The organism is Pseudomonas sp. GW821-FHT02A08 (assembly GCF_059422045.1).
Genome location: NZ_JBWKWD010000009.1, coordinates 107,553 through 131,726, shown reverse-complemented (window position 1 = coordinate 131,726; position 24,174 = coordinate 107,553). Strand labels below are relative to the sequence as shown.

The 24,174-nt window shown below is 55.8% G+C and carries 15 protein-coding genes and 1 tRNA gene; 10 read left to right on the top strand and 6 right to left on the bottom strand.

The features are described 5' to 3' along the window. Positions 1–237 precede the first annotated feature (237 nt). From drt3b to AC07W4_RS09400, 3 genes are all read right to left on the bottom strand, one after another. On the bottom strand, positions 238–2,196 hold the full coding sequence (drt3b, locus tag AC07W4_RS09410) for an antiviral reverse transcriptase Drt3b (protein ID WP_495032243.1): 1,959 nt from the start codon (positions 2,194–2,196) through the stop codon (positions 238–240). After that, a complete protein-coding gene (drt3a, locus tag AC07W4_RS09405) occupies positions 2,189–3,457 on the bottom strand; it encodes an antiviral reverse transcriptase Drt3a (RefSeq protein WP_495032242.1) in 1,269 nt (422 codons plus the stop codon). Before drt3a ends, drt3b begins: the two co-directional genes overlap by 8 nt. A 697-nt stretch (positions 3,458–4,154) precedes the next feature. Continuing rightward, positions 4,155–4,448 carry a DUF3077 domain-containing protein gene (locus AC07W4_RS09400; protein ID WP_495032241.1) on the bottom strand — a complete coding sequence of 98 codons (294 nt, stop codon included), beginning with the start codon at positions 4,446–4,448 and terminating at the stop codon, positions 4,155–4,157. A gap of 749 nt (positions 4,449–5,197) precedes the next feature. On the opposite strand from AC07W4_RS09400, the gene AC07W4_RS09395 reads away from it, so the two are divergent. After that, positions 5,198–10,255, top strand: a complete 5,058-nt coding sequence (locus tag AC07W4_RS09395) for a HEAT repeat domain-containing protein (protein ID WP_495032240.1) — start codon at positions 5,198–5,200, stop codon at positions 10,253–10,255. A 188-nt stretch (positions 10,256–10,443) separates the two neighbouring features. Here the strand turns inward: AC07W4_RS09395 and AC07W4_RS09390 are convergent. Continuing rightward, positions 10,444–10,520 (bottom strand) — tRNA-Arg (locus AC07W4_RS09390). A gap of 348 nt (positions 10,521–10,868) precedes the next feature. Here AC07W4_RS09390 and gabD point away from each other — a divergent pair. From gabD to AC07W4_RS09375, 3 genes are all read left to right on the top strand, one after another. Continuing rightward, on the top strand, positions 10,869–12,311 hold the full coding sequence (gene gabD, locus AC07W4_RS09385) for an NADP-dependent succinate-semialdehyde dehydrogenase (RefSeq protein WP_495032239.1): 1,443 nt from the start codon (positions 10,869–10,871) through the stop codon (positions 12,309–12,311). Positions 12,312–12,495: 184 nt separating this feature from the next. Beyond that, entirely contained in the window at positions 12,496–13,773 is a 1,278-nt protein-coding gene (gene gabT, locus AC07W4_RS09380; protein WP_007994487.1) for a 4-aminobutyrate--2-oxoglutarate transaminase, read from the top strand. Positions 13,774–13,908: 135 nt separating this feature from the next. Continuing rightward, positions 13,909–15,123: a response regulator gene (locus tag AC07W4_RS09375; protein ID WP_008045451.1), complete on the top strand. Its 1,215-nt coding sequence runs from the start codon at positions 13,909–13,911 to the stop codon at positions 15,121–15,123. Between the two features lie 125 nt (positions 15,124–15,248). Here the strand turns inward: AC07W4_RS09375 and AC07W4_RS09370 are convergent, their stop codons facing one another. Next, positions 15,249–16,238 (bottom strand): GGDEF domain-containing protein, encoded by a 990-nt coding sequence (locus tag AC07W4_RS09370; protein WP_495032238.1) that lies wholly within the window; start codon positions 16,236–16,238, stop codon positions 15,249–15,251. Positions 16,239–16,520: 282 nt separating this feature from the next. Continuing rightward, positions 16,521–17,705, bottom strand: coding sequence for a delta-9 fatty acid desaturase DesA (gene desA / locus AC07W4_RS09365; RefSeq protein WP_008045448.1), 1,185 nt, complete (start codon positions 17,703–17,705; stop codon positions 16,521–16,523). A gap of 146 nt (positions 17,706–17,851) precedes the next feature. Between desA and dibA the strand changes: the two genes are divergently transcribed. From dibA to AC07W4_RS09335, 6 genes are all read left to right on the top strand, one after another. Continuing rightward, positions 17,852–19,771, top strand: coding sequence for a phosphodiesterase DibA (gene dibA, locus AC07W4_RS09360; protein ID WP_495032237.1), 1,920 nt, complete (start codon positions 17,852–17,854; stop codon positions 19,769–19,771). Positions 19,772–20,053: 282 nt separating this feature from the next. After that, positions 20,054–20,236, top strand: coding sequence for a sulfur starvation response protein OscA (gene oscA / locus AC07W4_RS09355; RefSeq protein WP_007975618.1), 183 nt, complete (start codon positions 20,054–20,056; stop codon positions 20,234–20,236). A 68-nt stretch (positions 20,237–20,304) separates the two neighbouring features. Further along, the gene (locus AC07W4_RS09350; protein WP_495032236.1) at positions 20,305–21,318 is read left to right on the top strand and encodes a sulfate ABC transporter substrate-binding protein; all 1,014 of its coding nucleotides are present in this window, start codon (positions 20,305–20,307) and stop codon (positions 21,316–21,318) included. Positions 21,319–21,469: 151 nt separating this feature from the next. Beyond that, positions 21,470–22,288 carry a sulfate ABC transporter permease subunit CysT gene (gene cysT, locus AC07W4_RS09345; protein WP_007972956.1) on the top strand — a complete coding sequence of 273 codons (819 nt, stop codon included), beginning with the start codon at positions 21,470–21,472 and terminating at the stop codon, positions 22,286–22,288. 12 nt (positions 22,289–22,300) lie between these two features. Then, positions 22,301–23,170, top strand: coding sequence for a sulfate ABC transporter permease subunit CysW (gene cysW, locus AC07W4_RS09340; protein ID WP_007972954.1), 870 nt, complete (start codon positions 22,301–22,303; stop codon positions 23,168–23,170). Positions 23,171–23,173: 3 nt separating this feature from the next. Then, complete coding sequence (locus tag AC07W4_RS09335; RefSeq protein WP_008045437.1) at positions 23,174–24,163, top strand: sulfate/molybdate ABC transporter ATP-binding protein; 990 nt, start codon at positions 23,174–23,176, stop codon at positions 24,161–24,163. The last annotated feature ends 11 nt before the right edge of the window (positions 24,164–24,174 follow it).

Below are 24,174 nucleotides of genomic sequence, written 5' to 3'. Positions count from 1 at the left end.
TACAAGAAGGGATACAGGCGATGGTCTGCTGAGTAGGGCACTGAGACGTGGTCTTCAGCATCCGGGTGAAATAGTGAAAGATGGCCTCACCCCTTAGTGTGTGCCCCATCGTGTTGACTGGAGCTCCCGGACAGGCACCTAGCATGGAGGTGTTCAGCACCTCTTATCCGAGTAATCGTTCAAAAATCGAACGCGGAGGGTATATCGACCATCTCCCACGGCAGCCATTAAGCGGTACTAGTAAACTTCTTTCAACTCTTTTTTCTCAAGCATGTTGAGTAGATCAATTTCTGTCCAGTTGATAAACCAATGCATGGACGAGGATTTCTTTAGAAAACCGGCAATCTGCTGGTCTGTAGGTGCGTTTTTTTCTAAGGTTCTATAAAAGCGTTTTATATACTTAGCTTTTCTTTCGTCATCTAAGTGAGGGCAAGAAAGTGAGTCTAACAAAATGCACGCTTTTTCGGCATTGATTGATATGTCTGAAAGGTCACGGAGTGCGAAATCTATTTTTCTTTCTATGATGGTTTTTGTTTCGGCGTAAATTTCGAGGCTCTTTATATAATACAAGCAGCTCATGAGGTCGTAGTATGAGCTCTGATTTGCAAGTAATTCATTAAGAACAGCAGGCGGCAGCATGTAGTCTGCACCGAGTTCTGAGCTGGCTAGAACAATGTTGAGGGCTTCCAAATAAACGAAATTTTTCGTAGTGGACTTGAAGTAAATTAAATCACCGGTCAGAAGTTGAAGGGTTAACTCGTAGATTCGCTGGTTTATAGTTGTGTTGTGTGTGGGTAGGTATTTTTTTGTAAAGCGAGAAATTAATATTATCGACGTCGATAGTTTGTAAGAAGCACTGACGGATGGCGCGGTTGTATAGAAAAAAAATAGTACTTCAATTAATGTATCTAAAGCGTTTGAGTAGTGGCTTATGTTTTCAATTTCTTCGGGGCTTTTTATGTTGATTATTTTTTTAATACGGTTTGTAATAGCGGAGATGAGGTAAGACGAGACGGCATCGTAGTCCACCTGATTGCTAGAGCAAATTGCTTTTATACTGTCAATGAAGCTTTTTGTTAGTTTGCGAGGGTTAAATATTCGCTTTGGAATAAGCTTTTCATTGTTGTCTCGCGAATCTAGAAAGTTGTCGCTGAATGTATTTATTGCAGCGTTAGCTTCTGTTATCACCCTGGACTTCGTAGAGAAGAACGGGCGAGAGTATTGAATGACTTTGTTGCGGTTAACATGTAAGTTGTAATTGTTGAGCTCTTCTGTATAAATCTCGGCTATTAGTCGTGCATGTTCATTTGTTTTTGCGAATATAAATATGTCGTCTACGTATCTTCTAATTGTGTAGTCTTTTTTATTGTGCGCCGGTGGCTTCAGCTTTGTGAGTCGCTGTTCAACTGTTGAGTCAATGCGCTGAAAAATAATCTCTGAAAAAATCCGGCTAACCTCTGGGCCGATCAGTATTCCATTAGTTTCATTATGATTGGCCTGTTGCATTAGGGAGTCGAAAATCTGGCCAAATGTACTTGTTATGCGTAAATTTTCCTTTGCGTTTTCCTTGGATTTTGTCGCCCATCCTATTGAGTGCGTGTAGATGCTATCAAAGCATTTCGAGACGTCCAGGCTTAGAAATATCCCATAATCTTTTTCTATATTTAGAAAATCCCTGGAGTTGTAAAATTTAAATAGGCGGTCATGTCCTCTATATGCAAAGTATGAGCTGCTGTGTTTGGCCACTTGATCGGTTTTTAAAGTGCTGACGTCGCCGCGTTTGAATTCACTGATGTTTTCCCAAGAGTTTTTATAGAAAAAAGTACTGGCTACTTTGTAAGGAGCTCGGATGGAGAACGCACTTTCGCTGCAAAAGTGGCATATTAGTTTTCCATATTTTTTATAAAACTCAACAAACTTTAGCTGTGATGCAGGGTGTATTATTGCGAGAGTGCGTAATTCCGTGGTGCTTTTTCTAATTTTATATTTGTAAGGTATTGTTGGTTTTAAGTTTTGCTGTTTTATTATACTGGTTACCAAAAAAACGAGTATTTCATTTTTGTCATCGTTTTTTAGAATTTTATGGAATCCATCATTCGAATGAATAAGTGGAGTTTCATAAGGTAGGGTTTCTGTCGCCAAAATTCGGAGAAAGTCATCCTTCCTGATTTTTTCCCTTGTAATTGCGTTAGACATATTTCCAACACCGCTGGATTTCAGAGAGACGTTTGTCTGAGAAGTGAACGTAGATTTTTTTCTCATGCCCGCGACGAAAACTCCACTGCAATAGTTTTCGCCTCTGTGATTCCCGCGTGTTGCAAAAAAATATATGACACGCTCTACCTTGCCCGGAGGTAATTACTTTTGTAAGGTACTTATCAAGAAGCGGTAATGCCTCAGATTTTTCGAATGTAACACGATGGTAGTTGTGATATATGCCCGAAAGCCTTTTCCTATCTCGATCAGCGTCAATTACACTAAAGTTAGAGCATAGAAAAGAAATTCTATCCTCAAGCAGTTCAAAGTCTTTATTTTTGGCGTATGAAAGGAGGCTTTTGATTATCCTGGTTTTAATTTTTGTGACCTTTGTTGGCGCAATGTCCAAGTCGACCACTCTAGGCTTTTTTCCATCATTCTGAGCGTGGTCGGTTACTTTAAAATGATACCCAAGAAATTCAAAGTCAATCGATGGCTCAGCAGTTGTAATTGCGGGTGGAGCGGCCCCTTTTTCTGATTTAACTCGAGCTCTCTCCCGAATTAATTGCTTTTTATCATTCAGGATTAGTCCTTGAGGAAGGATCGATTTTATCCATTTTACAAATTTCCGCTTATTTTCCTCCCCACTAGTGATCAAAATCATATCGTCTACATACCGAGAAAAGAAAAATACCTCGGTATGGCTCGATACGCTTTTATCAAAGTCCGATAATACTAGTTCTGATATAGTCGCACTTACAGATAGGCCTCGAGGTATTCCAGGGTTTCCGGCGGCTTGGTAGCAGCGCAATATATCTAGTACGTGTCGTTTTGTTGGAAGTGATAGTAGTTTTACAGATTCAATTCGTTTTGAAACCTCCGAAAATGAAACTGACTCATAAAAGCTTTTTATGTCCAAACGATAAATACGATATTGAACGCCTTCGGTGAGTAAGACTTCGATATTTGCAATTATTGAGTCTCTATCAGCCTTCCTGATTTTTGCTATTTTTGTAATGTTTTCGTTGATTTTTCTTAATGTGAGCTCGTCTGAAAACTTTGGGATCTTAACTACATTTTTTCCTCGGATAGAGCTGATTGCAAAAGCGCTCAAGTCGGTGAATCCTGTTGTCCCCCTTCCGCAAGCATCGAGGACGTGCTTTTGTCGCTCGCTATCATTATGTAGCGCTCGATACTTTCGAAAATCCGATTTACGAATCTCTCGATCAAGAGAGTTTGCATTGAAACTCTGATCGTACATTTGGCCTCCTAGCCCTTGGGGAACTGGATTTTTCGCGTGACAGCGCTTGATCTCAATCCATCAGGTTGCTGCTTTGGAAAGTGAGTGGCCTAATAGTGGCATAGAGTTTCCCAGCAGCCCAGTAGGATGGATGGAACGGAAAAAGACTCGTATAGACCCAGTAAGAACGGCAAAGACAAACCTCTGGCAGGTTTACCATCTGTCTTCCTACGCAATCGACTGCCTAGCCTACTGGGGGGGGGGGGGGGGCAGGGATTTGCAGGGTAGGCAATGAATCATAGGGGCAGCGCAACGCTTGTGGCGTTTCGCTTTAGCATCTGCAGGGAGTGCAGGGATACCAGACTATTTAGACCGCAGGTGTGGTGGGGAGACATCTGCATGCGTCAGGATCAAACGAATCCGGGTGAGCACGGGTAATCGATGTGGGGTGGGAATTGGGTCACTGGTGCTTTTTCCAGTTTTCGGGGGGCCTCGTGCAATGTCGCCAGTTCTAATACTTGCCAAGCTTTGCTACCGGCATTGATGTGTACTGACTTGGGAAAACACCCGATTTGCATTCACACCATAAGGTTGTGCGTGAAAAAAGTGATTTGCAGCATCTCCCATGTACGTACGAATCGATCAATCACTTTCAGTTTAATTCGGGCAGTTTTGGAGGCCCCGAAAATTCGGGGCACATTTCAAGGGTGGGTTGCCACTATTCTGCAGCTTGTTGCTGGCGAACCTGTGTCGGTCGCGTCAGCACTTTCACCACATCATCGATCACAGCCTTACTCATCGCAGTCAGATAGTGTGCGGCCCACGCGTGGCGGTCGGTGTCTTTTGAGTAGGCCGCATCCTCGGCGAACGACTTGGCCAAGAACAGCAGGTCGGATGCTTGTGCAAGTGCTTTACTAATAGGCACGCCACCGCTGACATGGAACAGCGGCTCGTCCGGGCAATAGATGCAGGGAGTCAAACCGATGGTTTTTGCTTCTGTATAAACAGTCATTTGCCACCTCCACTGATGGAGGTGCGGGGGAACGGCGATTCGAAATTGCGTTGAGGGATCAGCCGATTTTCGTATGGATTTATCTTGCGCATGGTCTTGCTCCTTGACGAGGAACTGCCACTTTTTCGTTACCAAGCGAATGGGTGGCAGCTGTGCGCAGGTTGGTAAACCGGGAGTCAAGGAATCCGGCACGCCCGAAGACGTCCCACGCACAGCCGCCATAACTCAAAATTACGGGCGAAAAAAAACGCCTGCAATTCGAATGGGGCGCTGTTGCGCTTAACTCTCGGGTTACCAAGCCCGGTCGCTGAATTGGCAGCGACGGCGGAAGGGTATCGTGCAGGCTGATCTCCTGCAACCTTGGATATTGGGTGATTGGTTCCAGCGATTGTCAGAGCCCTCACTGTCGTTTGCTATCCGAGAAACTAGCCAAGAGAGACTTAAGATCTATCCAAGAAATCTACGACGGCCAGCTAGCAAGTGTCTAACGCTGGCGCGCGCACTCAAATCGAAACGCCAAATTTTCCTTTACGGTTGCAACGGACTAACCAGTAGTTGCCCTGAATTCGCTTAAGTTTTTTGTCGACTCAGTCCACTTCCCAAGCAATTTTTTTAGACGCGTGGTCCGGTAGGGAAGAGGGCAAGTGGCAGGGTCGGGACCTCAAGAATTAGGTACTCTCTTCGCGCTCAAACGGATTAGCTATAAGATACGTTCTGAATAGTTCGCGCGGAACTTAAAGGAGAAGCACGTGTCAGGCGGACGGATCGCAATTAGCGGCTTCGATTACCAAGCGATCGTCATTTTAGATCAATTGTTTGATCATTTTGACTTTCATGGCTTCGGCGCCAAGGCGCGACCGGAAGGTTCTGACGATTTAGATTTAATTTGGATCGAGAACGGTCGTGACCGTCACCGTCACGTTCAAGTTAAAAAGCCGCGCGAGACGGATCAAGGTGTTCCCAAAAATCAGCCTTGGCGGCTTTCTGAAGTTGCGGATGAACTCCTCCCAAACACCCTGAATCAACTCAAGACCTTGGACAGTCAGCAGGCTTGGATTTTGGGGGATGCTGTGCAGCCGCAGGTTCGGCGTCTAGTCGCAGCAGGAAGCGCGGCGGCGGATAGGGAGGCGGAATTATATTGGTTGGTAGTCCACCTAATGGCTCGCGCCGCGGTATTGGGCGATCTTCCCCGCCAGCAGCGTCAATCCCTTCTCAGATGGCGTTTCAAAAACCCGCCCAGCATCGCCAATGATGCGCGCGATCTTCTGCTTACCGAGTACGGCCAGAGGTTGAGCGCGGCAAATGCCGACGCCGAGGTCGTAAGTCGCTATCAAGAACGGGTTTCCTGGATTCACCAGCATCTTCCAGAGGCTCTCACACGGATCGAAATTCTGGATGACTACGGGTCTGAGGCTGAGGTAGGTCAGCGCTTCAAAATCCGGTTACAACGTGAATACCGGCTATCAGCGGAGACGGTGGAACACAACCTGTTTGGAAATTTCCGCTCATTCATCAACGATGTTGCCAAACGACCGGGAGAGACGATCGATCGGCAGGGTTTCGAGGTCCAGCTCCGCAGCGCTTGGCCGCAGATGAGTGCTGCGACAGAGCCACCTATTCCTCCAGTAGCTGGAATTTTGAGACCGGATCTGACAGATGGCCTAGTCAAGCCTGGAGCAGGCACGGTGGTCGAGGTCATTGGGATATCCGGGTCAGGCAAGACGACGCTAGCTGCTCAGGCGGCTGCCGCGCTGGAGGACCACGATCCAGGCCGCCTTCCGATTTATGTCCGAGTGCGTGCTGACGTGGCATTTCGCGACGTGATGTCCGGAGTCGCCTTCCATCTTCTGCGGCGGGGAATACCTGATCTGTTCAGTCTCGCTGTTGAGAGCAAATCCGCCGACGAGACGGTGATCGCCCGCTTGGCAGAGGTCTGCAGTGGCCTCTCCCGCCCGGTACAGTTGTTGTTCGATCTGGTCGAGGGAGCGTGTAATGCGCAATTCGGGCGCGACCTGGGGCGATTTGTTCGCGCCTTGACACCGGGCTCTTGCCGCCTCGTCGTGTTTGGTCAGCAAAGTATCTTCAGTGCGCTAAGCCCCGTTGAGACCGACAGTTCAGGCATCCTCGTGATGAATATGCGTGGCTTCCGTTGGGAGGAGTTCGCAAGCCTCGTGGTTCGTTACCACCTCGACGCCGACCGCAGTGTGCTGTGGGATATCTTCAATCGCATCACCGTTGGCCGGCCAACCGGACTTTATGCTCAACTTGCTGAGTCCTTGGCCCGCCAGCCCTCTTTGGAGGCAATGCTCTCCATCGCGAGTAGACCGCCTGAGGATATGGTTTCAGCTGCTGAGCAGAGCCGTTTTAATCAGCTCGCATCCGGTGTCAGGTCTGCGGCGGAATGCCTTGTTTGCTTCGCTCTGCCATTTCGACGACATGATGCGGAGGCTGCCTTTTCGGATGAAAATGTCGGTGCTGCCATTAAGGCGCTTGTCGCAATTGGCCTCCTTCGAACTGATGCCGAAGGCTTTCTGGAGATGCACGAAACCGTTCGTGCGGGGCTGGAGTCTGGCATTGCGTCAGCCGTGCGCCTGAGCTCCCACGGCGCTTTGGCAGACTGGTATGGGCGATTGGGCGATATCCCCGCGCAGATATTCCATCTCGGCAAGGCAGGTCGTTCTGCTGAAGCACATTCCCTTGGCCGAGAGACTTTCCTGCGAGGAGAAGCATGGAGTAGTCTTGCCAGCTATGTGACCCGCTGGGCGCTGGTCAGCGCGCAAGAGGTAGTCGCTGTCGCTGCGCGAACCGAGCGAATCGATAATTTCTATCTCCTCCGATCTATCCTGCTGGAACTTGCCTCAGATACTGTGGATGGTCTTCTCATTGACCTGCTGGCCCAGCAGCGTTCTCGCTATTTTAGCGACCATGATTGGGCGCGACCGATGGTTGAAGCAATACTCACGCTCAACCCCTCGCGTTTTAAAGACCTTATTGTGTTTACAGTTGCCAAAGCGAGAAATGTTAAGGAGCGTCGGGAAGGCCTGACATGGCTTTTGATCGCCTCTCGCCAAGGATGCCGATCTCCCTCAACCGAAATTGTCGGCTTCGCGAAGTCGCAACCAGCGGACGTTCAGCGTCTATTGTTGCCGTTCTTGCTACGCGATGGTGGGCGCGCTGCGCTTGCGCTGGCCTTTGAAATCTTCGCTCGTCCTACGGACGACGAAACTCGTCGTGACGCTCACTGGAACAGTGTGGAGTTGGCGGTCGAGCGACGCGAGGACGTGGTGGAAATTCTGGCCGCTTTACCCAGAAAAGTGTCGGCATCGGCGATGATCGCAACCCGATCGCTTTCATTTGGCCCAGAGGGATCACTCATCTGGTCGGCGCGTCAACAGTTGCGCCCGTTTTGTGTCGAAATTCTCGGGAGCGTTGGCGATGAATCGGAAATAAAGGCTAATGCCTGGCGGATCCTGCTCTTTATCGGTCACCCGGCGTTTGAGACTTTGGTGGATCCCCTCGTGCCAGGTCCGGTCTCTCACGATTACGCTCTCCTGGGGCCAGCCTTCGCGCCCACAGCTTATGATGCTCAGCGATATGAAGGGACTCTGTTCGACCCATTGGCGCCACCCTCTCGTCGTCACGCCGCTCTTGCAGTCCTTTCTTTCTTGGACGTGGATCTTGGGGGGCTACGGAGCCGACTGGCAGCTTTGCCGAAAGATCCGCTGGCCAGCCTTTGGGACAGGCTTTTTGTACTGCTATTTGTAAAACAGCCCTTTGCTGCCGGTGTCCCGATACTGCAAGCCGAGCTTGTGTCGCCGGCGGCGGATCCGCTGCCGCCTCAGTTCTTGGCGTCTTGCCTAGACGCGGTTAGCGAAACCGCATGGCCCGCTGTCACTGATCTTCTCATGCAAGGCGTTGAGCACCGAGATTCTTCGGTTCGGAGTGTCTCGATTTTTGGGCTTGCTCGCCGACGTTCCCTGCGCGCTGTGGAGATTCTCCGACGCCAGATTGTCATCGAACAGAACCCCAAAGACGTTGCGCTTCTCGCGCAGGCGCTCACCGCTTGCGGCCCGTCTTCAGCCAGCGATCTGGCGAGCGGGTCAGTCTCGTCAGAACTCGCTCTATGGCAATGCATTGTCGCGATGCGGACAAGGGACGAAGGCTTCGCGCCGCAACTCGTTAAGCTTGCAACGGACTCATCGGTTCATTGGGTAATTCGCCGCGCGGCTATTTGGGCGGCGGGACGCTTACCCTTCAGCGCCGCTCTCCAAATGATCGCCCCATCGGTTTTGGCGGAGAGCACGCCCCTGACAATCGACCATAACGAAAGCTTGCAAGTCCACGCTTCTATCAGTCATCTGCTACAGGTTGGGGTGTCAGGGTTACTGTCCGACGGGACAGCGAACTTTATTGCGTTCATCGCTTCGGTTCTCGAGCAGCAGTGGAGCCAACAGCTGAAAAACGGTGACTTGCCGTCGCCATCCGAGGTGGCCCAATGGCTCCACACGAGTTTGGTGAGTGATCCATCGCCAGCAGGTATTCAGCGATTGCTGAATAGGGTTCACACGCCCCTTCTGCAAGCGGCAGTCGTTAAAGCGTTTCGCCATTGTGGTCGTGCCCAGGATATCGAAGACGTGCTGGCTAGTACGACTTCTACTTGGCTGGCGGTCAAATGCCTGCAGGAACGACGCAGGGTTGGGGACAATGATCTCGATCTGTGCCCGCGACTGCGCCGCATCCTAGCCAGTTCATTCTGCGGCGGTGCAGCGCTACTAGGTCGGATTGTCGACGAATTCGAAGCGGGCCGTCGGCAATCCGGGAGCATGGTGATCGCATCGCCGGACTGCAAGCCTTCGGTGCCCGCGCCTAACTCGCTGCTCGACTATTCTACGGTGGTGCGCGCTCTTCGCGGTGCCTCCAACGTGGGGATCGAGGCAAGCCAGCCTGTCGCGCTTTCGCGGTTGGATCGGGAGGAGGTGCAAAGACTCATCTCTCTAGCGGATCCGGCCAACGACCCTCGGACAGCCGTCGTCCGCTTTACACCAACAATGACGTTTACCCTCGAAGGGCACGTTGTGGGTAGAGAGAGTTCGACATTGAACTGCGGCACGTCCATTCACGAGCGGCTCCGCCCCGCCATTGCCGCTGCCAACCGATTTGAATTGCCGATGAACTGGCATAGCGAACGGCTTCGATGGCCCTGGATTAGCACCTATGGGGCTCAATTCATCGCTAGTCTCGGCGCGCAGGGGGATGCGGAACGCCTCTACCAAGCGCTTGAGTCTGACGGTGACCTCTTGTTGCCCTTTCTCGGAAGATACGAGGGGCTTAAGGCAACAGATCAACTTCTCGACGAGCGACTAACACCGATTCTTCACCGCTACCTCTTGCTCGGCGACGATACCTTTTTTGAGTGCCTGTGCAACTTAGTAAAGCGAATTTCGTCTTCCGCAGCAGTACCAGTTCTTTCGGGACTGCTTGGACGATGGGCGTGTCGCTTCGACGTGAGGTCATCTGACCTGCAGTGTGAAAATATCGAACTATGGTGTGGTTTTACGCGACTTACGGAGCACCCGCGCTTTTACGAGGTTGTTGGGTGGCGTAGGACGCTGGAGAGCGTTCTTGTCGCAAATATGCGGTGGTTTCACAGGCAAGACATAATGCGGGTGCTGGAGAGGGACCCAGGCTCCTATGTGATTGTCGAGAACCGACTGTCACGGGAAGAAAACTGGGTCCATTTCAGTCGTTCAGAGATTGATGCTCTCGACGAGGCGGCGGAGAAATTGTTCCACGAATTGAGCCCCTAAGAGTCTCCCCCTTCGCTAGATGGTGGTACCCATCTCGGCGTGCGGTACGCCACAGTTAATGGCGGCTTGTTAAGACCGTATGCCGTCCGATCAGGCCGGAGGACAGGGTCGTTGTCAGCGAAGGGGGCAACGCAGAAACAAAAAAAGCCCCAGACCCATAAGGCCTGAGGCTTTCTCGTTACAACGTATGGTGCACCAGGCGGGATTCGAACCCACGACCCCTGCCTTCGGAGGGCAGTACTCTATCCAGCTGAGCTACTGGTGCAGCGGGCGCCATGATACTCATATGCACTGCGGGCGTCCATGCTGCTGAATCGCCTGCGTTTTTTTAAAGCTGTAACGCGCGTTTGCTACGTTGATCAGAAAAAATAGGCAAAAGCGTCGTTTTCGTTCTTTTTTTCGAACAGCCTATTGTCCTTTACCCCCTTTGATCCTAGGATTCGTTTGAGATTTCAAACGCTCTTGTCTGGGTGCTGAACCGCACGATTTGAATCAGTGCGCTATTTATGTGCTTCAGCCCGGTGAATGATTTCCCTGACGGCAGCCTATCGAGGCGCCTTTCTACAATCATAATTTGCTCCGCGCGTGCGCGGTGCTGTTAAGGAAAGCCGACATGCAGCTTAAAGACACCCAGTTGTTCCGCCAGCAAGCCTTCATTGATGGCGCGTGGGTTGATGCGGACAATGGTCAGACGATCAAGGTCAACAACCCGGCAACGGGCGAAATTCTGGGCACCGTGCCGAAAATGGGCGCTGCCGAAACCCGCCGTGCGATCGAAGCCGCTGACAAAGCGCTGCCGGCCTGGCGTGCACTGACCGCCAAAGAACGTGCGACCAAGCTGCGTCGCTGGTTCGAGCTGATCATCGAGAACCAGGAAGACCTGGCTCACCTGATGACCCTGGAGCAAGGCAAACCATTGGCCGAAGCCAAGGGCGAGATCGTTTACGCCGCTTCCTTCATCGAATGGTTCGCCGAAGAAGCCAAGCGCATCTACGGTGACGTGATTCCGGGTCACCAGCCAGACAAGCGCCTGATCGTGATCAAGCAGCCAATCGGCGTGACCGCTGCAATCACCCCGTGGAACTTCCCGGCTGCAATGATCACCCGTAAAGCTGGTCCGGCCCTGGCCGCCGGTTGCACCATGGTGCTCAAGCCTGCTTCGCAAACCCCTTTCTCCGCCTTCGCCCTGGCCGAACTGGCCCAGCGTGCCGGCATCCCGGCTGGCGTGTTCAGCGTTGTTTCCGGCAGCGCCGGCGACATCGGCAGCGAGCTGACCAGCAACCCGATCGTGCGCAAGCTGTCCTTCACCGGTTCGACCGAAATCGGCCGTCAACTGATGTCGGAATGCGCCAAGGACATCAAGAAAGTGTCTCTGGAACTGGGCGGCAACGCGCCGTTCATCGTGTTCGACGATGCGGACCTGGATAAGGCCGTCGAAGGCGCGATCATTTCCAAGTATCGCAACAACGGCCAGACCTGCGTCTGTGCCAACCGCCTGTACATTCAGGATTCGGTTTACGACGCGTTCGCCGAGAAGCTGAAAGTGGCTGTGGCCAAGCTCAAGATCGGTAACGGTCTGGAAGCCGGCACCACCACTGGCCCGCTGATCGACGAAAAAGCCGTGGCCAAGGTGCAAGAGCACATTGCCGACGCCGTTTCCAAAGGCGCCACCGTGCTGTCCGGCGGCAAGCCGATGGAAGGCAACTTCTTCGAGCCGACCATCCTGACCAACGTGCCGAACAATGCGGCCGTGGCCAAGGAAGAAACCTTCGGTCCATTGGCGCCACTGTTCCGCTTCAAAGACGAAGCCGACGTGATCGCGATGTCCAACGACACCGAGTTCGGTCTGGCCTCGTACTTCTATGCCCGCGACCTGGGTCGTGTGTTCCGTGTGGCTGAGGCCCTGGAATACGGCATGGTCGGCGTCAACACCGGGTTGATCTCCAACGAAGTCGCGCCGTTCGGCGGCATCAAGGCTTCGGGCCTGGGCCGTGAAGGCTCCAAGTACGGCATCGAAGATTACCTGGAAATCAAATACCTCTGCCTGGGCATCTAACCTCGCAAGAGCATTGCTTCAAGCGCAAAGGGCACGAGAGCGCTGTCCCTTTGCGCCGCTTCAAACCGGAATATTCTCGGTGACCGGGAACGCCGTGGCAGTCGATCATCGCATGCTGCCGCCGTTGCTCCCCGTCGCTTTATCCTTGAACCACGCCGCCCGATGAGCGGTGAATGAGGAATGTATGAGCAAGACTAACGCTTCTTTGATGGCCCGCCGTACCGCTGCTGTACCACGTGGTGTTGGCCAGATTCACCCGATCTTCGCCGATTCCGCGAAGAACGCGACCGTAACCGACGTTGAAGGTCGTGAGTTCATCGACTTCGCCGGCGGTATCGCCGTACTGAACACCGGCCACGTGCACCCGAAAGTCATTGCCGCCGTGACCGAGCAGCTGAACAAGCTGACCCACACTTGCTTCCAGGTGCTGGCCTACGAGCCGTACGTAGAAGTGTGCGAAAAAATCAACGCCAAGGTGCCAGGTGATTTCGACAAGAAAACCCTGCTGGTGACCACCGGCTCCGAAGCCGTGGAAAACTCCATCAAGATCGCCCGTGCCGCCACTGGCCGTGCCGGCGTGATCGCCTTCACCGGCGCTTACCACGGTCGCACCATGATGACCCTGGGCCTGACCGGTAAAGTCGTGCCTTACTCGGCCGGCATGGGCCTGATGCCAGGCGGCATCTTCCGCGCGCTGTACCCGAACGAACTGCACGGCGTGAGCATCGACGACTCGATCGCTTCCATCGAACGCATCTTCAAGAACGACGCCGAGCCGAAAGACATCGCCGCGATCATCATCGAGCCAGTTCAGGGCGAAGGTGGTTTCTACGTCGCGCCTAAAGAGTTCATGAAGCGTCTGCGTGCCCTGTGCGACCAGCACGGCATCCTGCTGATCGCTGACGAAGTACAGACTGGCGCTGGCCGTACCGGTACTTTCTTTGCCATGGAACAGATGGGCGTTGCCGCCGACCTGACCACCTTCGCCAAATCCATCGCTGGCGGCTTCCCGTTGGCCGGTGTGTGCGGCAAGGCCGAATACATGGACGCCATTGCTCCAGGCGGCCTAGGCGGCACCTACGCCGGTAGCCCGATCGCTTGCGCCGCGGCCCTGGCCGTGATGGAAGTGTTCGAAGAAGAGCACCTGCTGGATCGTTGCAAGGCTGTTGGCGAGCGTCTGGTAACCGGCCTGAAGGCCATCCAGGCCAAGTACCCGGTGATCGGCGAAGTCCGTGCCCTGGGCGCGATGATCGCTGTCGAGCTGTTCGAAAACGGCGACAGCCACAAGCCGAACGCCGCAGCCGTGGCGTCCGTTGTGGCCAAGGCTCGCGACAAGGGTCTGATCCTGCTGTCCTGCGGCACCTACGGCAACGTTCTGCGCGTCCTGGTACCGCTGACCTCGCCGGACGAGCAACTGGACAAAGGCCTGGCGATCATCGAAGAGTGCTTCTCCGAGCTCTGATCCCCAGTGTGACCTGATCCACAAAAAACCCGCTTCGGCGGGTTTTTTCATGCCCCTGGAAACACATCCCGCGCATTAGCGCTGTATCGAGTGGCCAGCATTGGCTAAGGTTCCTGCATTGCCAGGGAGAGCTGTATGACAACTGTCATTTTACCCGCCGTTCCAAGAGTCCTGATCGCCGAGGCCGACCCCTGGTCCCGGGATTTGCTCAAGGAAGTGTTGTTGAACGTACGCTGCGATGCGCGGCTGGATTTGTGTGCCGATGGTCAGCAAGCGCTGGAGCTATTGGCTGCCAACCCTTATGACCTGGTGATCGCCGACTGGGAGTTGCCGGGCGTCGATGGCCTGAATGTCCTGCGCAATGTCCGTCAGCGCAAACGCAATCCGCCGCTGCCCTTCATTCTGATGAGCAGTCGCAACGACAGTGCCAGTGTGCGCGAGGCCTTGCCGTTGGTGCCGGCTGCGTACCTGACCAAACCCCTGAATATGGAAAGCCTGACTCAGCGGTTGCAGGGGCTGCTGCTGAACGCTGGCGAAGAAGTCTCGTGCGAGGTGCCGGCGCTGGCACCGGGCATGACGTTGTCGGTGTTTCTGGAGCGTCGACGGGAATTGGCCGACGGCGCGCCACTGATGACCGACGTGCAAGTGGCGGTCAAGCGCAGCCTCAATCCCAATGGCCTCGACCTGACGGTGCTGGAAGACGAAATCCGCACCGATCCGCAGGTCACGGCCGTGCTGATCGCCGCTGCCAACAGCGCGGCCCAGCACCACGGTGCCGGTGTGCAAACCCTGTCCCAGGCGCTGCATCGGCTGGGCACGGGGCAAAGCATGAACCTGATTCTCGGCCTGGCGCTCAAGCGCAGTGCCCGGCTCAGCGATCCGCAATTGGCCGACTATGCCGAGCGCTACTGGGATCTGTCGCTGCACACCGCCGAATACGCGCGAACCCTGGCGCGGCTGCTCGATCTGGATCAGGAGCGCTGCTATTGCGCCGGCATGTTGCATCGTCTCGGCGATCTGGCGTTGCTGCGCTGTTTGCAGGAATGGCAACAGGCCGGAGGCGAACTGGACGAGCAGGAGGAAGTGGGCGAAGCGCTGGTTGAATTTGGTGCGGCCTATGGTTCAGCCCTGCGCACGCGCTGGCGTCTACCGCTGGAGTTGCGGGAGTTGATTGCGGCGGCCTACCAGCTCGGTGGCGGGGTTTACTCCCGCGAAGCGCTGGTAATGAACATGGCCGCGCAGATGGCCCGCCTGACCGAGCATGAGGGCATCGAAGAGCTGGCGAAGAGCCGGACGGCGCGGTTGCTCAAGATCGGCTTGCCGGAGTTGATGCGCTTGCGCAAGAAGTAAGCTCGCCACTTACCCCTGTGGGAGCGGGCTTGCCCGCGAAAGCGGAGTGTCAGTCGACATAAAAGGTGACTGACGCGGCCCCTTCGCGGGCAAGCCCGCTCCCACAGGTTTGAGTGCAAGGCCGGTCAGGCCGTGACAATCCGGTTCTTGCCCTCGCGCTTGGCCTGGTACATCGCGGCATCCGCGCGGGAAAACAGGTTTTCCACGTTTCCGTCCGCGGCGGTCAGGCTGGTCAGGCCCTGGCTGACGGTGATGCCGAACGTCTGGCCTTCATGGGTGAAACGCAATTGCTGAATCTGCTGTTGCAAGCGCTCAGCCACTTGCAGGGCCATCTTCGGCGTGCAGCCGGGAAACACCGCTGCGAATTCCTCACCGCCAATGCGCCCGAACAGGTCGCCACGGCGCAACGCTGCGCGGCCGCTATCGGCGATACGTTGCAACACATTGTCGCCTTCCTGGTGACCGTAGGTGTCGTTGATGATTTTGAAGTCATCGATGTCCAGCATCAGAAACGACAGCGGTTCGCCCTTTTGCCGGGCGTGTGTGAACTCGCGGTGGGCGCATTCGAAGAAATGCCGGCGGTTGCTGCTCTGGGTCAGGGCGTCGGTGGTGGCCAGGCGGTGCAGTTCACTTTCCATCCGCTTCTTGTCGGTGATGTCTTCTGCGATACCGACGATGATCACCGGTTGCCCCGGTTCGGCCTGGCGGTTTACGTAGCATTTGTCGCTGAGCCAGCGCACCTGCCCGTCGGCGGCAATGATTCGATACTCGCGGTCTTCGACGGCGCCCTTGTCCAGCACTTCGGCCAGGCTGCGTTCGGCATAGTCCAGGTCGTCGGGGTAGATGCTGTCGCGCCATTGATTGCAGTCGGCCAGCAGCAGATCGGCCGAGCGGCCGAAGATCCGTTCATAGGCGGGGCTGACGTAAAGCACCCGGCGGGATTCCCAATCGAATGCCCACAGCACCGCGTTGACGCTCCCCAGCAAGGTGCTGAACAACTGTTCGCGTTCGCTCAGGCGTGCCACTTCGCCTTGGGCGCGCATCAGCGCCATCAGGGTCTGCGCGGCCTCGGGCCAATGGGGCGAAGATGAGTCTTGCAGGTTTTTCTGGGCCATCGACACAAATCTCAAAGGGCATGCGGCCAACATCAAGCCCGCCGGGGATGGCGAAGTGTCTTTGAGATAGGGCTTTTTAGATGAAGTTCCCGCCTTTTGTGGCGAGGGAGCTGGCTCCCGCCGGGCGGTACTGATGGCGCGATATTGCAGTCACGCCACATAACAATGTGGGAGCGGCGGTGCGGCGATCCGACTTGCTCGCGAATGCAGTGGGTCAGTCAATGAAGATGTCGACTGACGCACCGCTTTCGCGAGCAAGCCCGCTCCCACAGGTTTTGTGGCTCAAACGGCGGCAGGGCGCAGGGAGTAGGTTTTCAACTGATCGGCGAATTCGCGCAGGGATTGAATCCCGCTGGCTTCGGCTTCGTGTACCCAGTCCTTGATGGCTGCCAGCATGTCGTGACCATTTGAGCTGGTCTTGACCCAGATCTGCTGCAGGGCCAGGCGTTTCTCGTAAATTACCTTCAGCGCCTGACTGTGCTCGAGCATGTTCTGGATGCGTACATGGTGTTTGTCATCCAGCAGGCTGGTCTCCCGCGAAAGCAGGCGTTTGGCCCGGTGGAACTGGTGACGTACCGAGTGATCGACCTTTTCCAGCTCTTGCTTGACCAGCGGGCCGATCACGAGTTTGCGGTACTGGGCCATGATCTGGAAGCGGTTGTTGAGGATCGCCATGGCGGTGTCCATGTCCAGGTTGCCCTTGCCTTCGACGCGATGGGCAATCGGCGCAACCCGCTGAACCTTGGCCAGGCGCAGGAAGCTGAAGACTTGAATCCACGCCCAGCCCAGGTCGAATTCCCACTTCTTCACCGACAGTTTTGCCGAGTTAGGGTAGGTGTGATGGTTGTTATGCAGTTCTTCACCGCCAATCAGGATGCCCCAAGGCACCAGGTTGGTCGCGGCGTCGCGGCATTCGAAGTTGCGATAGCCAACGGCATGGCCCAGGCCATTGACCACGCCGGCGGCCCACACCGGGATCCACATCATCTGGATGGCCCAGATGGTGATGCCGATGGTGCCGAACAGCAACAGGTCGATAACACCCATGATCGCAATGCCCAGCAGCGGGAAGCGGCTGTAGAGATTGCGCTCGATCCAGTCTTCGGGGCAGTTCTTGCCATAGATGCGCAGCGTCTCGGGGTTTTCCGCTTCGGCGCGGTACAGCTCGGCGCCTTTGCGCAGCACTGTGGACAAACCCTTGATAACCGGGCTGTGCGGATCATCGACGGTTTCGCATTTGGCGTGATGCTTGCGGTGGATGGCGGTCCACTCGCGGGTGTTCTGCGCCGTGGTCAGCCACAGCCAGAAACGGAAGAAATGTTTAAGGCCCCCATTGAGCTCCAGGGAGCGATGGGCCGAGTAACGATGCAGATAGACCGTGACGGCAATGATCGTGACGTGGGTCATCAGCAGGGTGACTGCTACCAGCGACCAGGGCGACAAGCCAAGAAAACCTTCGTACCACATAGGCTGTAGGGCCCTCGATAAAGAAAAAACAGCCGTTGCATTATCACTAAGCCCACACAGAAAACCAGTCGCCCTTTCAGATAAGAGTGGCTGGATGTGTCTTTAAACTATAATTCCAACCTTTTTGTAGGGACATGGATTGCCGGATGTCTGCCACCTATCGCGATGCCTTGCGCGCAGCGCTGCTCTATCTGTTGCTTTCTGTGGTTTGGCTGCAGATCAGTGGCTATTTATTAAACAGTTTCTTCGATAGCTCCGCCGAGCGACTGCGATGGCAACTGATCAACGGTTATGTCTGGGTGCTGTTCAGCGCCGGGTTGATCTTCATTGCCCGGGCGCGGTTGCTGCGGTGTCTGGGTATCGGCGCCAAACTGCGTGAGCGCGATGCCGACCGCATGCGCTTGTGTCAGGCGGCAGCCGTGTTCGACTGCACCCGCGAAGGCGTGCTGGTCACCAATCGGGAAGGCGTGATCGTCCATGTGAACCGGGCGTTCATGGAAATCACCGGTTACGGGTATGAGGACGTGCTGGGGCAGCGGCCCAATCTGTTCAAGTCCGGGCGACATTCCCCTGAGTTCTATCAGGTGATGTTTGCCGCGCTCGCCAGTGTCGGGGAGTGGAGTGGGGAAATCTGGAACCGGCGCAAAAGCGGCGAGATTTACCCGCAATGGCAGACGATCCGCCTGATCCATGACGACTACGGCCGGCCGAGCCAATATGTGGCGGTGTTTTCCGACATCAGTGCAATCAAGAACTCCGAACACGAGCTGATGCACCTGGCGCACCACGATCCGCTGACCGACCTGCCGAACCGCCTGTTGTTCACCGATCGCGCCGAACAGGCCCTGGCCTCTGCACAAGTCCACAAGCGTGGCTGCGCGCTGCTGATGATCGATCTCGATCACTTCAAGATGATCAACGACAGCCTCGGGCATACCATTGGCGACCAGTTGCTCAAGGCTGTGGCCGAGCGCCTGGGTGCCATGTTCGGCCCGGGCATCACCCTGGCCAGGCTGGGCGGAGATGAATTCGCCGTACTCGCCGAAAGTTGTCCGCAACTGGTTCAGGCTGCTGCGTTGGCCCAGCGGATCATCGATGGCCTTAAAGAGCCGTTCCTTATCGATGGACACCAGATGTCCATCAACACCAGCATCGGCATCAGCCTGTTCCCCAGCGATGCGTTGAGCGTCGAGCAACTGCTGCGCAATGCCGACTCTGCGCTGTTCAAGGCCAAGAGCACGGGGCGTAATGATTATGCCCTGTACACCGAAGAGCTGACGGCCCACGCCCAGCAACGGGTGGAGATCGCCTTCGAATTGCGCCGCGCCCTGGACCAGCAGGAGCTGCGGGTCCATTACCAGCCGGTTCACGACCTCGAGACCTGTCGCCTGATTGGCGTCGAGGCGTTGGTGCGTTGGCAGCATCCGCAACGGGGACTGGTGTCGCCTGCGGAATTCATTCCGGTCGCCGAACGAACCGGCCTGATTGCTGACATCGATGCCTGGGTCATGGCGCAGGCATGTCGCCAGATGTGCCAGTGGCAGCAGGGCGGGGTGGTGCTGTCGTTCGTCGCGGTCAACGTTTCTTCGCGACTGTTCGCCCGTCGTGAGTTGTATCAGCAGGTAGCGCAGGTACTGCGCCAAACCGGGCTGGAGCCGGCCTGTCTGGAGCTGGAAGTGACCGAAAGCGCGGTGATGGACGATCCGGAAGTCGCGCTGGAGCAGATGCATCGCCTGCGCGAGTTGGGAGTGCGCCTGGCCATCGACGACTTCGGCACGGGTTATTCATCGCTGTTGCGGCTCAAGCGTTTGCCGGTGCAAAAGTTGAAAATCGACCAGGGCTTCGTGGCCGGATTGCCGTGGGATGAGGACGATGCGGCGATTTCGCGGGTGATCATTGCCTTGGCCCAAAGCATGGGCATGCAGGTGCATGCCGAAGGGATCGAGCAGGTCGAACAGGCGACTTTCCTCCTCGAGCAAGGCTGTGATCTGGGGCAGGGCTACTGGTTTGGGCGACCGGTGCCGGCAGGGCAGTTGAACTGGGCACATGCGCCGGTGATCGCGTAGGAGCGAGCTTGCTCGCGATGAACGTCAACGATGACAAGGGCTGCCTGAATGAACGCAGTGCCTCCTGCCACCATCGCGAGCAAGCTCGCTCCTACAGGGGGGTTGCGTGCGTCTGAAGGGTGCAATCCCTCGCAAAGCCTTGTCCCGTCAGATAATGTTTTCTGGTTATATAAACATTCTTAAATAGTCTTTTTAAGAATATCTGTGCCTCTCTACTATTGCTCTCAAGCCGCAAGCAGTGCCGACACTGCGAGGCAACCTCTCAGTTGAAGGAGCAGCAATATGAGCGCATCCCTGCGTAGCGTCGACGGTCAAGACGAAGCCACCATCTTGCGTGAAATCCAGAGTGCCCTGCGCGATTTGCGCTTTGGTGCCGTGGAAATCACCGTGCACAACGCCCAGGTGGTGCAGATCGAGCGCAAAGAAAAATTCCGTTTGCAGCAGCCGGGCAACAAGCCGGGCTGAGGTGAATCAGGCAACGCGATATCCCATAAGAAAAAGCCAACAAACCAAGAATTCCAGGAGCTTTCACCATGTCGTCGATTCGTCATTTTGCTTTGGCCGCCCTGGCCAGTGCCCTTTTTGCCGGTTCCGCCGTTGCCAAGGACTACGAGCTGCTCAACGTGTCGTATGACCCGACCCGCGAGCTGTACCAGGACTACAACGCCGAATTCATCAAGTTCTGGCAGAAAGAACACGCGGGCGACACCGTGAAGGTCCAGCAATCCCACGGCGGCTCGGGCAAGCAGGGGCGGGCGGTGATCGATGGCCTGCGTGCCGACGTCGTGACCCTGGCCCTGGCCGGTGATATCGACGAAATCGCCAAGCTCGGCAAATCCCTGCCGGCTGACTGGCAAAAACGCCTGCCGGACGCCAGCACCCCTTACACCTCGACCATCGTGTTCCTGGTGCGCAAGGGCAACCCTAAAGGCATCAAGGACTGGGGCGACCTGGTCAAGAATGACGTCTCGGTGATCACGCCGAACCCGAAAACCTCTGGCGGTGCGCGCTGGAACTTCCTCGCGGCGTGGGCTTATGGCCTGAAAGCCAATGGTGGCGACGAAGCCAAGGCCAAGGAATACGTACAAACCCTGTTCAAGCACGTGCCAGTGCTGGACACCGGCGCCCGCGGCTCGACCATTACTTTCGTCAACAACGGTCAGGGTGACGTATTGCTGGCCTGGGAAAACGAAGCCTTCCTGGCCCTGAAAGAAGAGGGCGGCGCCGACAAGTTCGACATCGTCGTGCCTTCGCTGTCGATTCTCGCCGAGCCGCCGGTGGCGGTGGTCGACAAGAACGCCGAGAAAAAGGGCAACGAGCAGATCGCCGAAGCCTACCTCAAGCACCTGTACAGCCCGGCCGGCCAGGAAATCGCGGCGAAGAACTTCTATCGTCCACGTGACAAGGACGTGGCCGCCAAGTACGCCCAGCAGTTCCCGAAACTGGAACTGGTGAGCATCGACAAGGACTTCGGCGGGTGGAAAACCGCACAGCCGAAATTCTTCAATGACGGGGGCGTGTTCGACCAGATCTACCAGGCGCAATAACCTGGCTTAAGCTGCATAACATGTGGGAGCGGGCTTGCTCGCGAAGGCGGTGTATCAGACGACATCATTGTTGACTGATGCTCCCTCTTCGCGAGCAAGCCCGCTCCCACAAGGATGGGTTTAGTTGATCGCTTTTTAACCAAGGACTTTTATGTCGCGTCGTATCTCCCCCGTCATACCCGGCTTCGGGCTGACGCTGGGCTACACCTTGGTGTACCTCAGCCTGATTGTGCTCATACCACTGGCGGCGATGTTTGTGCATGCCGCTCAACTTACCTGGGATCAGTTCTGGGCAATCATCTCGGCGCCACGGGTGCTGGCTGCGTTGAAGCTCAGCTTCGGCACAGCCCTGTGTGCCGCGATCATCAACGGCATTATCGGCACGCTGCTGGCCTGGGTATTAGTGCGCTATACCTTCCCTGGACGAAAAGTGATCGATGCAATGATCGACTTGCCGTTCGCATTGCCCACGGCGGTGGCTGGTATTGCGCTCACGGCGTTGTACACACCTACCGGCCTGGTGGGTCAATTTGCGGCGGATCTGGGTTTCAAGATCGCCTACACCCCTCTGGGCATCACCCTTGCCCTCACTTTTGTGACACTTCCATTCGTAGTACGTACCGTACAGCCAGTATTGGCGGATATTCCCCGCGAAGTGGAAGAAGCGGCAGCGTGCCTGGGTGCAAAACCGTTGCAGGTTTTCCGCCATATCCTGCTGCCGGCACTCTTGCCTGCATGGCTGACCGGGTTCGCGTTGGCCTTTGCCCGTGGGGTCGGCGAGTACGGTTCGGTGATTTTCATTGCCGGTAACATGCCGATGAAAACCGAGATCCTGCCGCTGCTGATCATGGTCAAGCTCGACCAATACGATTACACCGGCGCTACCTCCATTGGTGTACTGATGCTGGTGGTTTCCTTTGTCCTGTTGCTGCTGATCAACTTGTTGCAGCGGCGCATCGAAACCCCATAAGGAGGCGCACCCATGTCTCAATCGTCTATTGCTGCCGCTTCCTCGAACGCTGCCCGCCGTGGCAGTGCGACTTCGCGGCGAATCCTGATCGGCCTTGGCTGGCTGATTTTTGCGCTGTTCCTGTTGCTGCCGCTGTTCATCGTGGTGTCCCAGGGCCTGAAGCTCGGCCTCGGGGCGTTTTTCACCGCGATCTTTGAGCCGGACGCGCTGTCGGCACTGAAACTCACGGTCATCGCCGTACTTATTTCAGTGCCGCTGAACCTGGTGTTCGGTGTCAGCGCCGCCTGGTGCGTGAGCAAGTACTCGTTTCGCGGCAAGAGCATGCTGGTGACACTGATCGACCTGCCGTTCTCGGTATCGCCGGTGATCGCCGGTCTGGTCTACGTGCTGATGTTCGGCGCCCAGGGCCTGTTCGGCCCATGGCTGCAGGACCACGACATCCAGATCGTCTTTGCCCTGCCGGGCATCGTGCTGGCGACGATTTTTGTCACCGTGCCGTTCGTGGCCCGTGAACTGATCCCGCTGATGCAGGAACAAGGTACCCAGGAAGAGGAGGCCGCGCGCCTGCTCGGGGCCAACGGCTGGCAGATGTTCTGGCACGTCACCGTGCCCAACATCAAATGGGGCCTGATCTACGGCGTGGTGTTGTGTACCGCGCGGGCCATGGGGGAGTTCGGTGCGGTGTCGGTGGTGTCCGGGCACATTCGCGGGGTGACCAACACCCTGCCGTTGCACGTCGAGATCCTCTACAACGAATACAACCACGTGGCCGCGTTCGCCGTGGCGAGCCTGTTGCTGATCCTGGCGCTCTTCATCCTGCTGCTCAAGCAGTGGAGCGAAAACCGTATTAACCGCCTGCGCGCCAGCGCCGCGGAGGAATAATTCATGTCGATCGAAGTGCGTAACGTCAGCAAGAACTTCCATGCCTTCAAGGCGCTGGACAACATCAGCCTGGACATCCAGAGCGGCGAACTCGTCGCGTTGCTCGGTCCGTCGGGCTGCGGCAAGACCACGCTGCTGCGGATCATCGCCGGCCTGGAAACTCCGGACCAGGGCAACATCGTGTTCCACGGTGAAGACGTTTCCGGTCACGACGTGCGAGATCGCAACGTCGGTTTCGTGTTCCAGCACTACGCCTTGTTCCGCCACATGACGGTGTTCGACAACGTCGCGTTCGGCCTGCGCATGAAGCCGAAAAACCAGCGCCCGAACGAAAGCCAGATCGCAACCAAGGTCCACGAACTGCTGAACATGGTGCAACTGGACTGGTTGTCGGATCGCTACCCGGAACAACTCTCCGGCGGTCAGCGCCAGCGCATTGCCCTGGCCCGGGCACTGGCGGTGGAACCGAAAGTGCTGCTGCTCGACGAGCCTTTCGGCGCCCTCGACGCCAAGGTCCGCAAAGAGCTGCGCCGCTGGCTGGCGCGTCTGCACGAAGACATCAACCTGACCTCGGTGTTCGTGACCCACGATCAGGAAGAAGCCATGGAAGTGGCCGACCGCATCGTGGTGATGAACAAGGGTGTGATCGAGCAGATCGGCTCACCGGGCGACGTCTACGAAAACCCGGCCAGCGATTTCGTCTATCACTTCCTCGGTGATTCGAACCGTCTGCACCTGGGCGAAGACAGGCACGTGCTGTTCCGCCCGCACGAGGTGTCGCTGTCGCGCCATGAGCTGGAAGATCACCACGCAGCGGAGGTGCGCGATATTCGTCCGCTGGGCGCGACGACGCGGGTGACGTTGAAGGTCGAAGGGCAGAGCGATCTGATCGAGGCCGAAGTGGTCAAGGATCATGACAGCCTGGTTGGTTTGGCAAAAGGCGAGACGTTGTTCTTCAAGCCGAAGGTCTGGCAGAAGGTCGCGAACATTTAAAATCAAAAGCT

Bases quoted from the DNA above. Each gene is read 5' to 3' on its own strand.
- drt3b (WP_495032243.1), bottom strand. From the start codon at position 2,196: ATGTCTAACGCAATTACAAGGGAAAAAATCAGGAAGGATGACTTTCTC.
- drt3a (WP_495032242.1), bottom strand. From the start codon at position 3,457: ATGTACGATCAGAGTTTCAATGCAAACTCTCTTGATCGAGAGATTCGT.
- AC07W4_RS09400 (WP_495032241.1), bottom strand. From the start codon at position 4,448: ATGACTGTTTATACAGAAGCAAAAACCATCGGTTTGACTCCCTGCATC.
- gabD (WP_495032239.1), top strand. From the start codon at position 10,869: ATGCAGCTTAAAGACACCCAGTTGTTCCGCCAGCAAGCCTTCATTGAT.
- gabT (WP_007994487.1), top strand. From the start codon at position 12,496: ATGAGCAAGACTAACGCTTCTTTGATGGCCCGCCGTACCGCTGCTGTA.
- AC07W4_RS09375 (WP_008045451.1), top strand. From the start codon at position 13,909: ATGACAACTGTCATTTTACCCGCCGTTCCAAGAGTCCTGATCGCCGAG.
- AC07W4_RS09370 (WP_495032238.1), bottom strand. From the start codon at position 16,238: ATGGCCCAGAAAAACCTGCAAGACTCATCTTCGCCCCATTGGCCCGAG.
- desA (WP_008045448.1), bottom strand. From the start codon at position 17,705: ATGTGGTACGAAGGTTTTCTTGGCTTGTCGCCCTGGTCGCTGGTAGCA.
- dibA (WP_495032237.1), top strand. From the start codon at position 17,852: ATGTCTGCCACCTATCGCGATGCCTTGCGCGCAGCGCTGCTCTATCTG.
- oscA (WP_007975618.1), top strand. From the start codon at position 20,054: ATGAGCGCATCCCTGCGTAGCGTCGACGGTCAAGACGAAGCCACCATC.
- AC07W4_RS09350 (WP_495032236.1), top strand. From the start codon at position 20,305: ATGTCGTCGATTCGTCATTTTGCTTTGGCCGCCCTGGCCAGTGCCCTT.
- cysT (WP_007972956.1), top strand. From the start codon at position 21,470: ATGTCGCGTCGTATCTCCCCCGTCATACCCGGCTTCGGGCTGACGCTG.
- cysW (WP_007972954.1), top strand. From the start codon at position 22,301: ATGTCTCAATCGTCTATTGCTGCCGCTTCCTCGAACGCTGCCCGCCGT.
- AC07W4_RS09335 (WP_008045437.1), top strand. From the start codon at position 23,174: ATGTCGATCGAAGTGCGTAACGTCAGCAAGAACTTCCATGCCTTCAAG.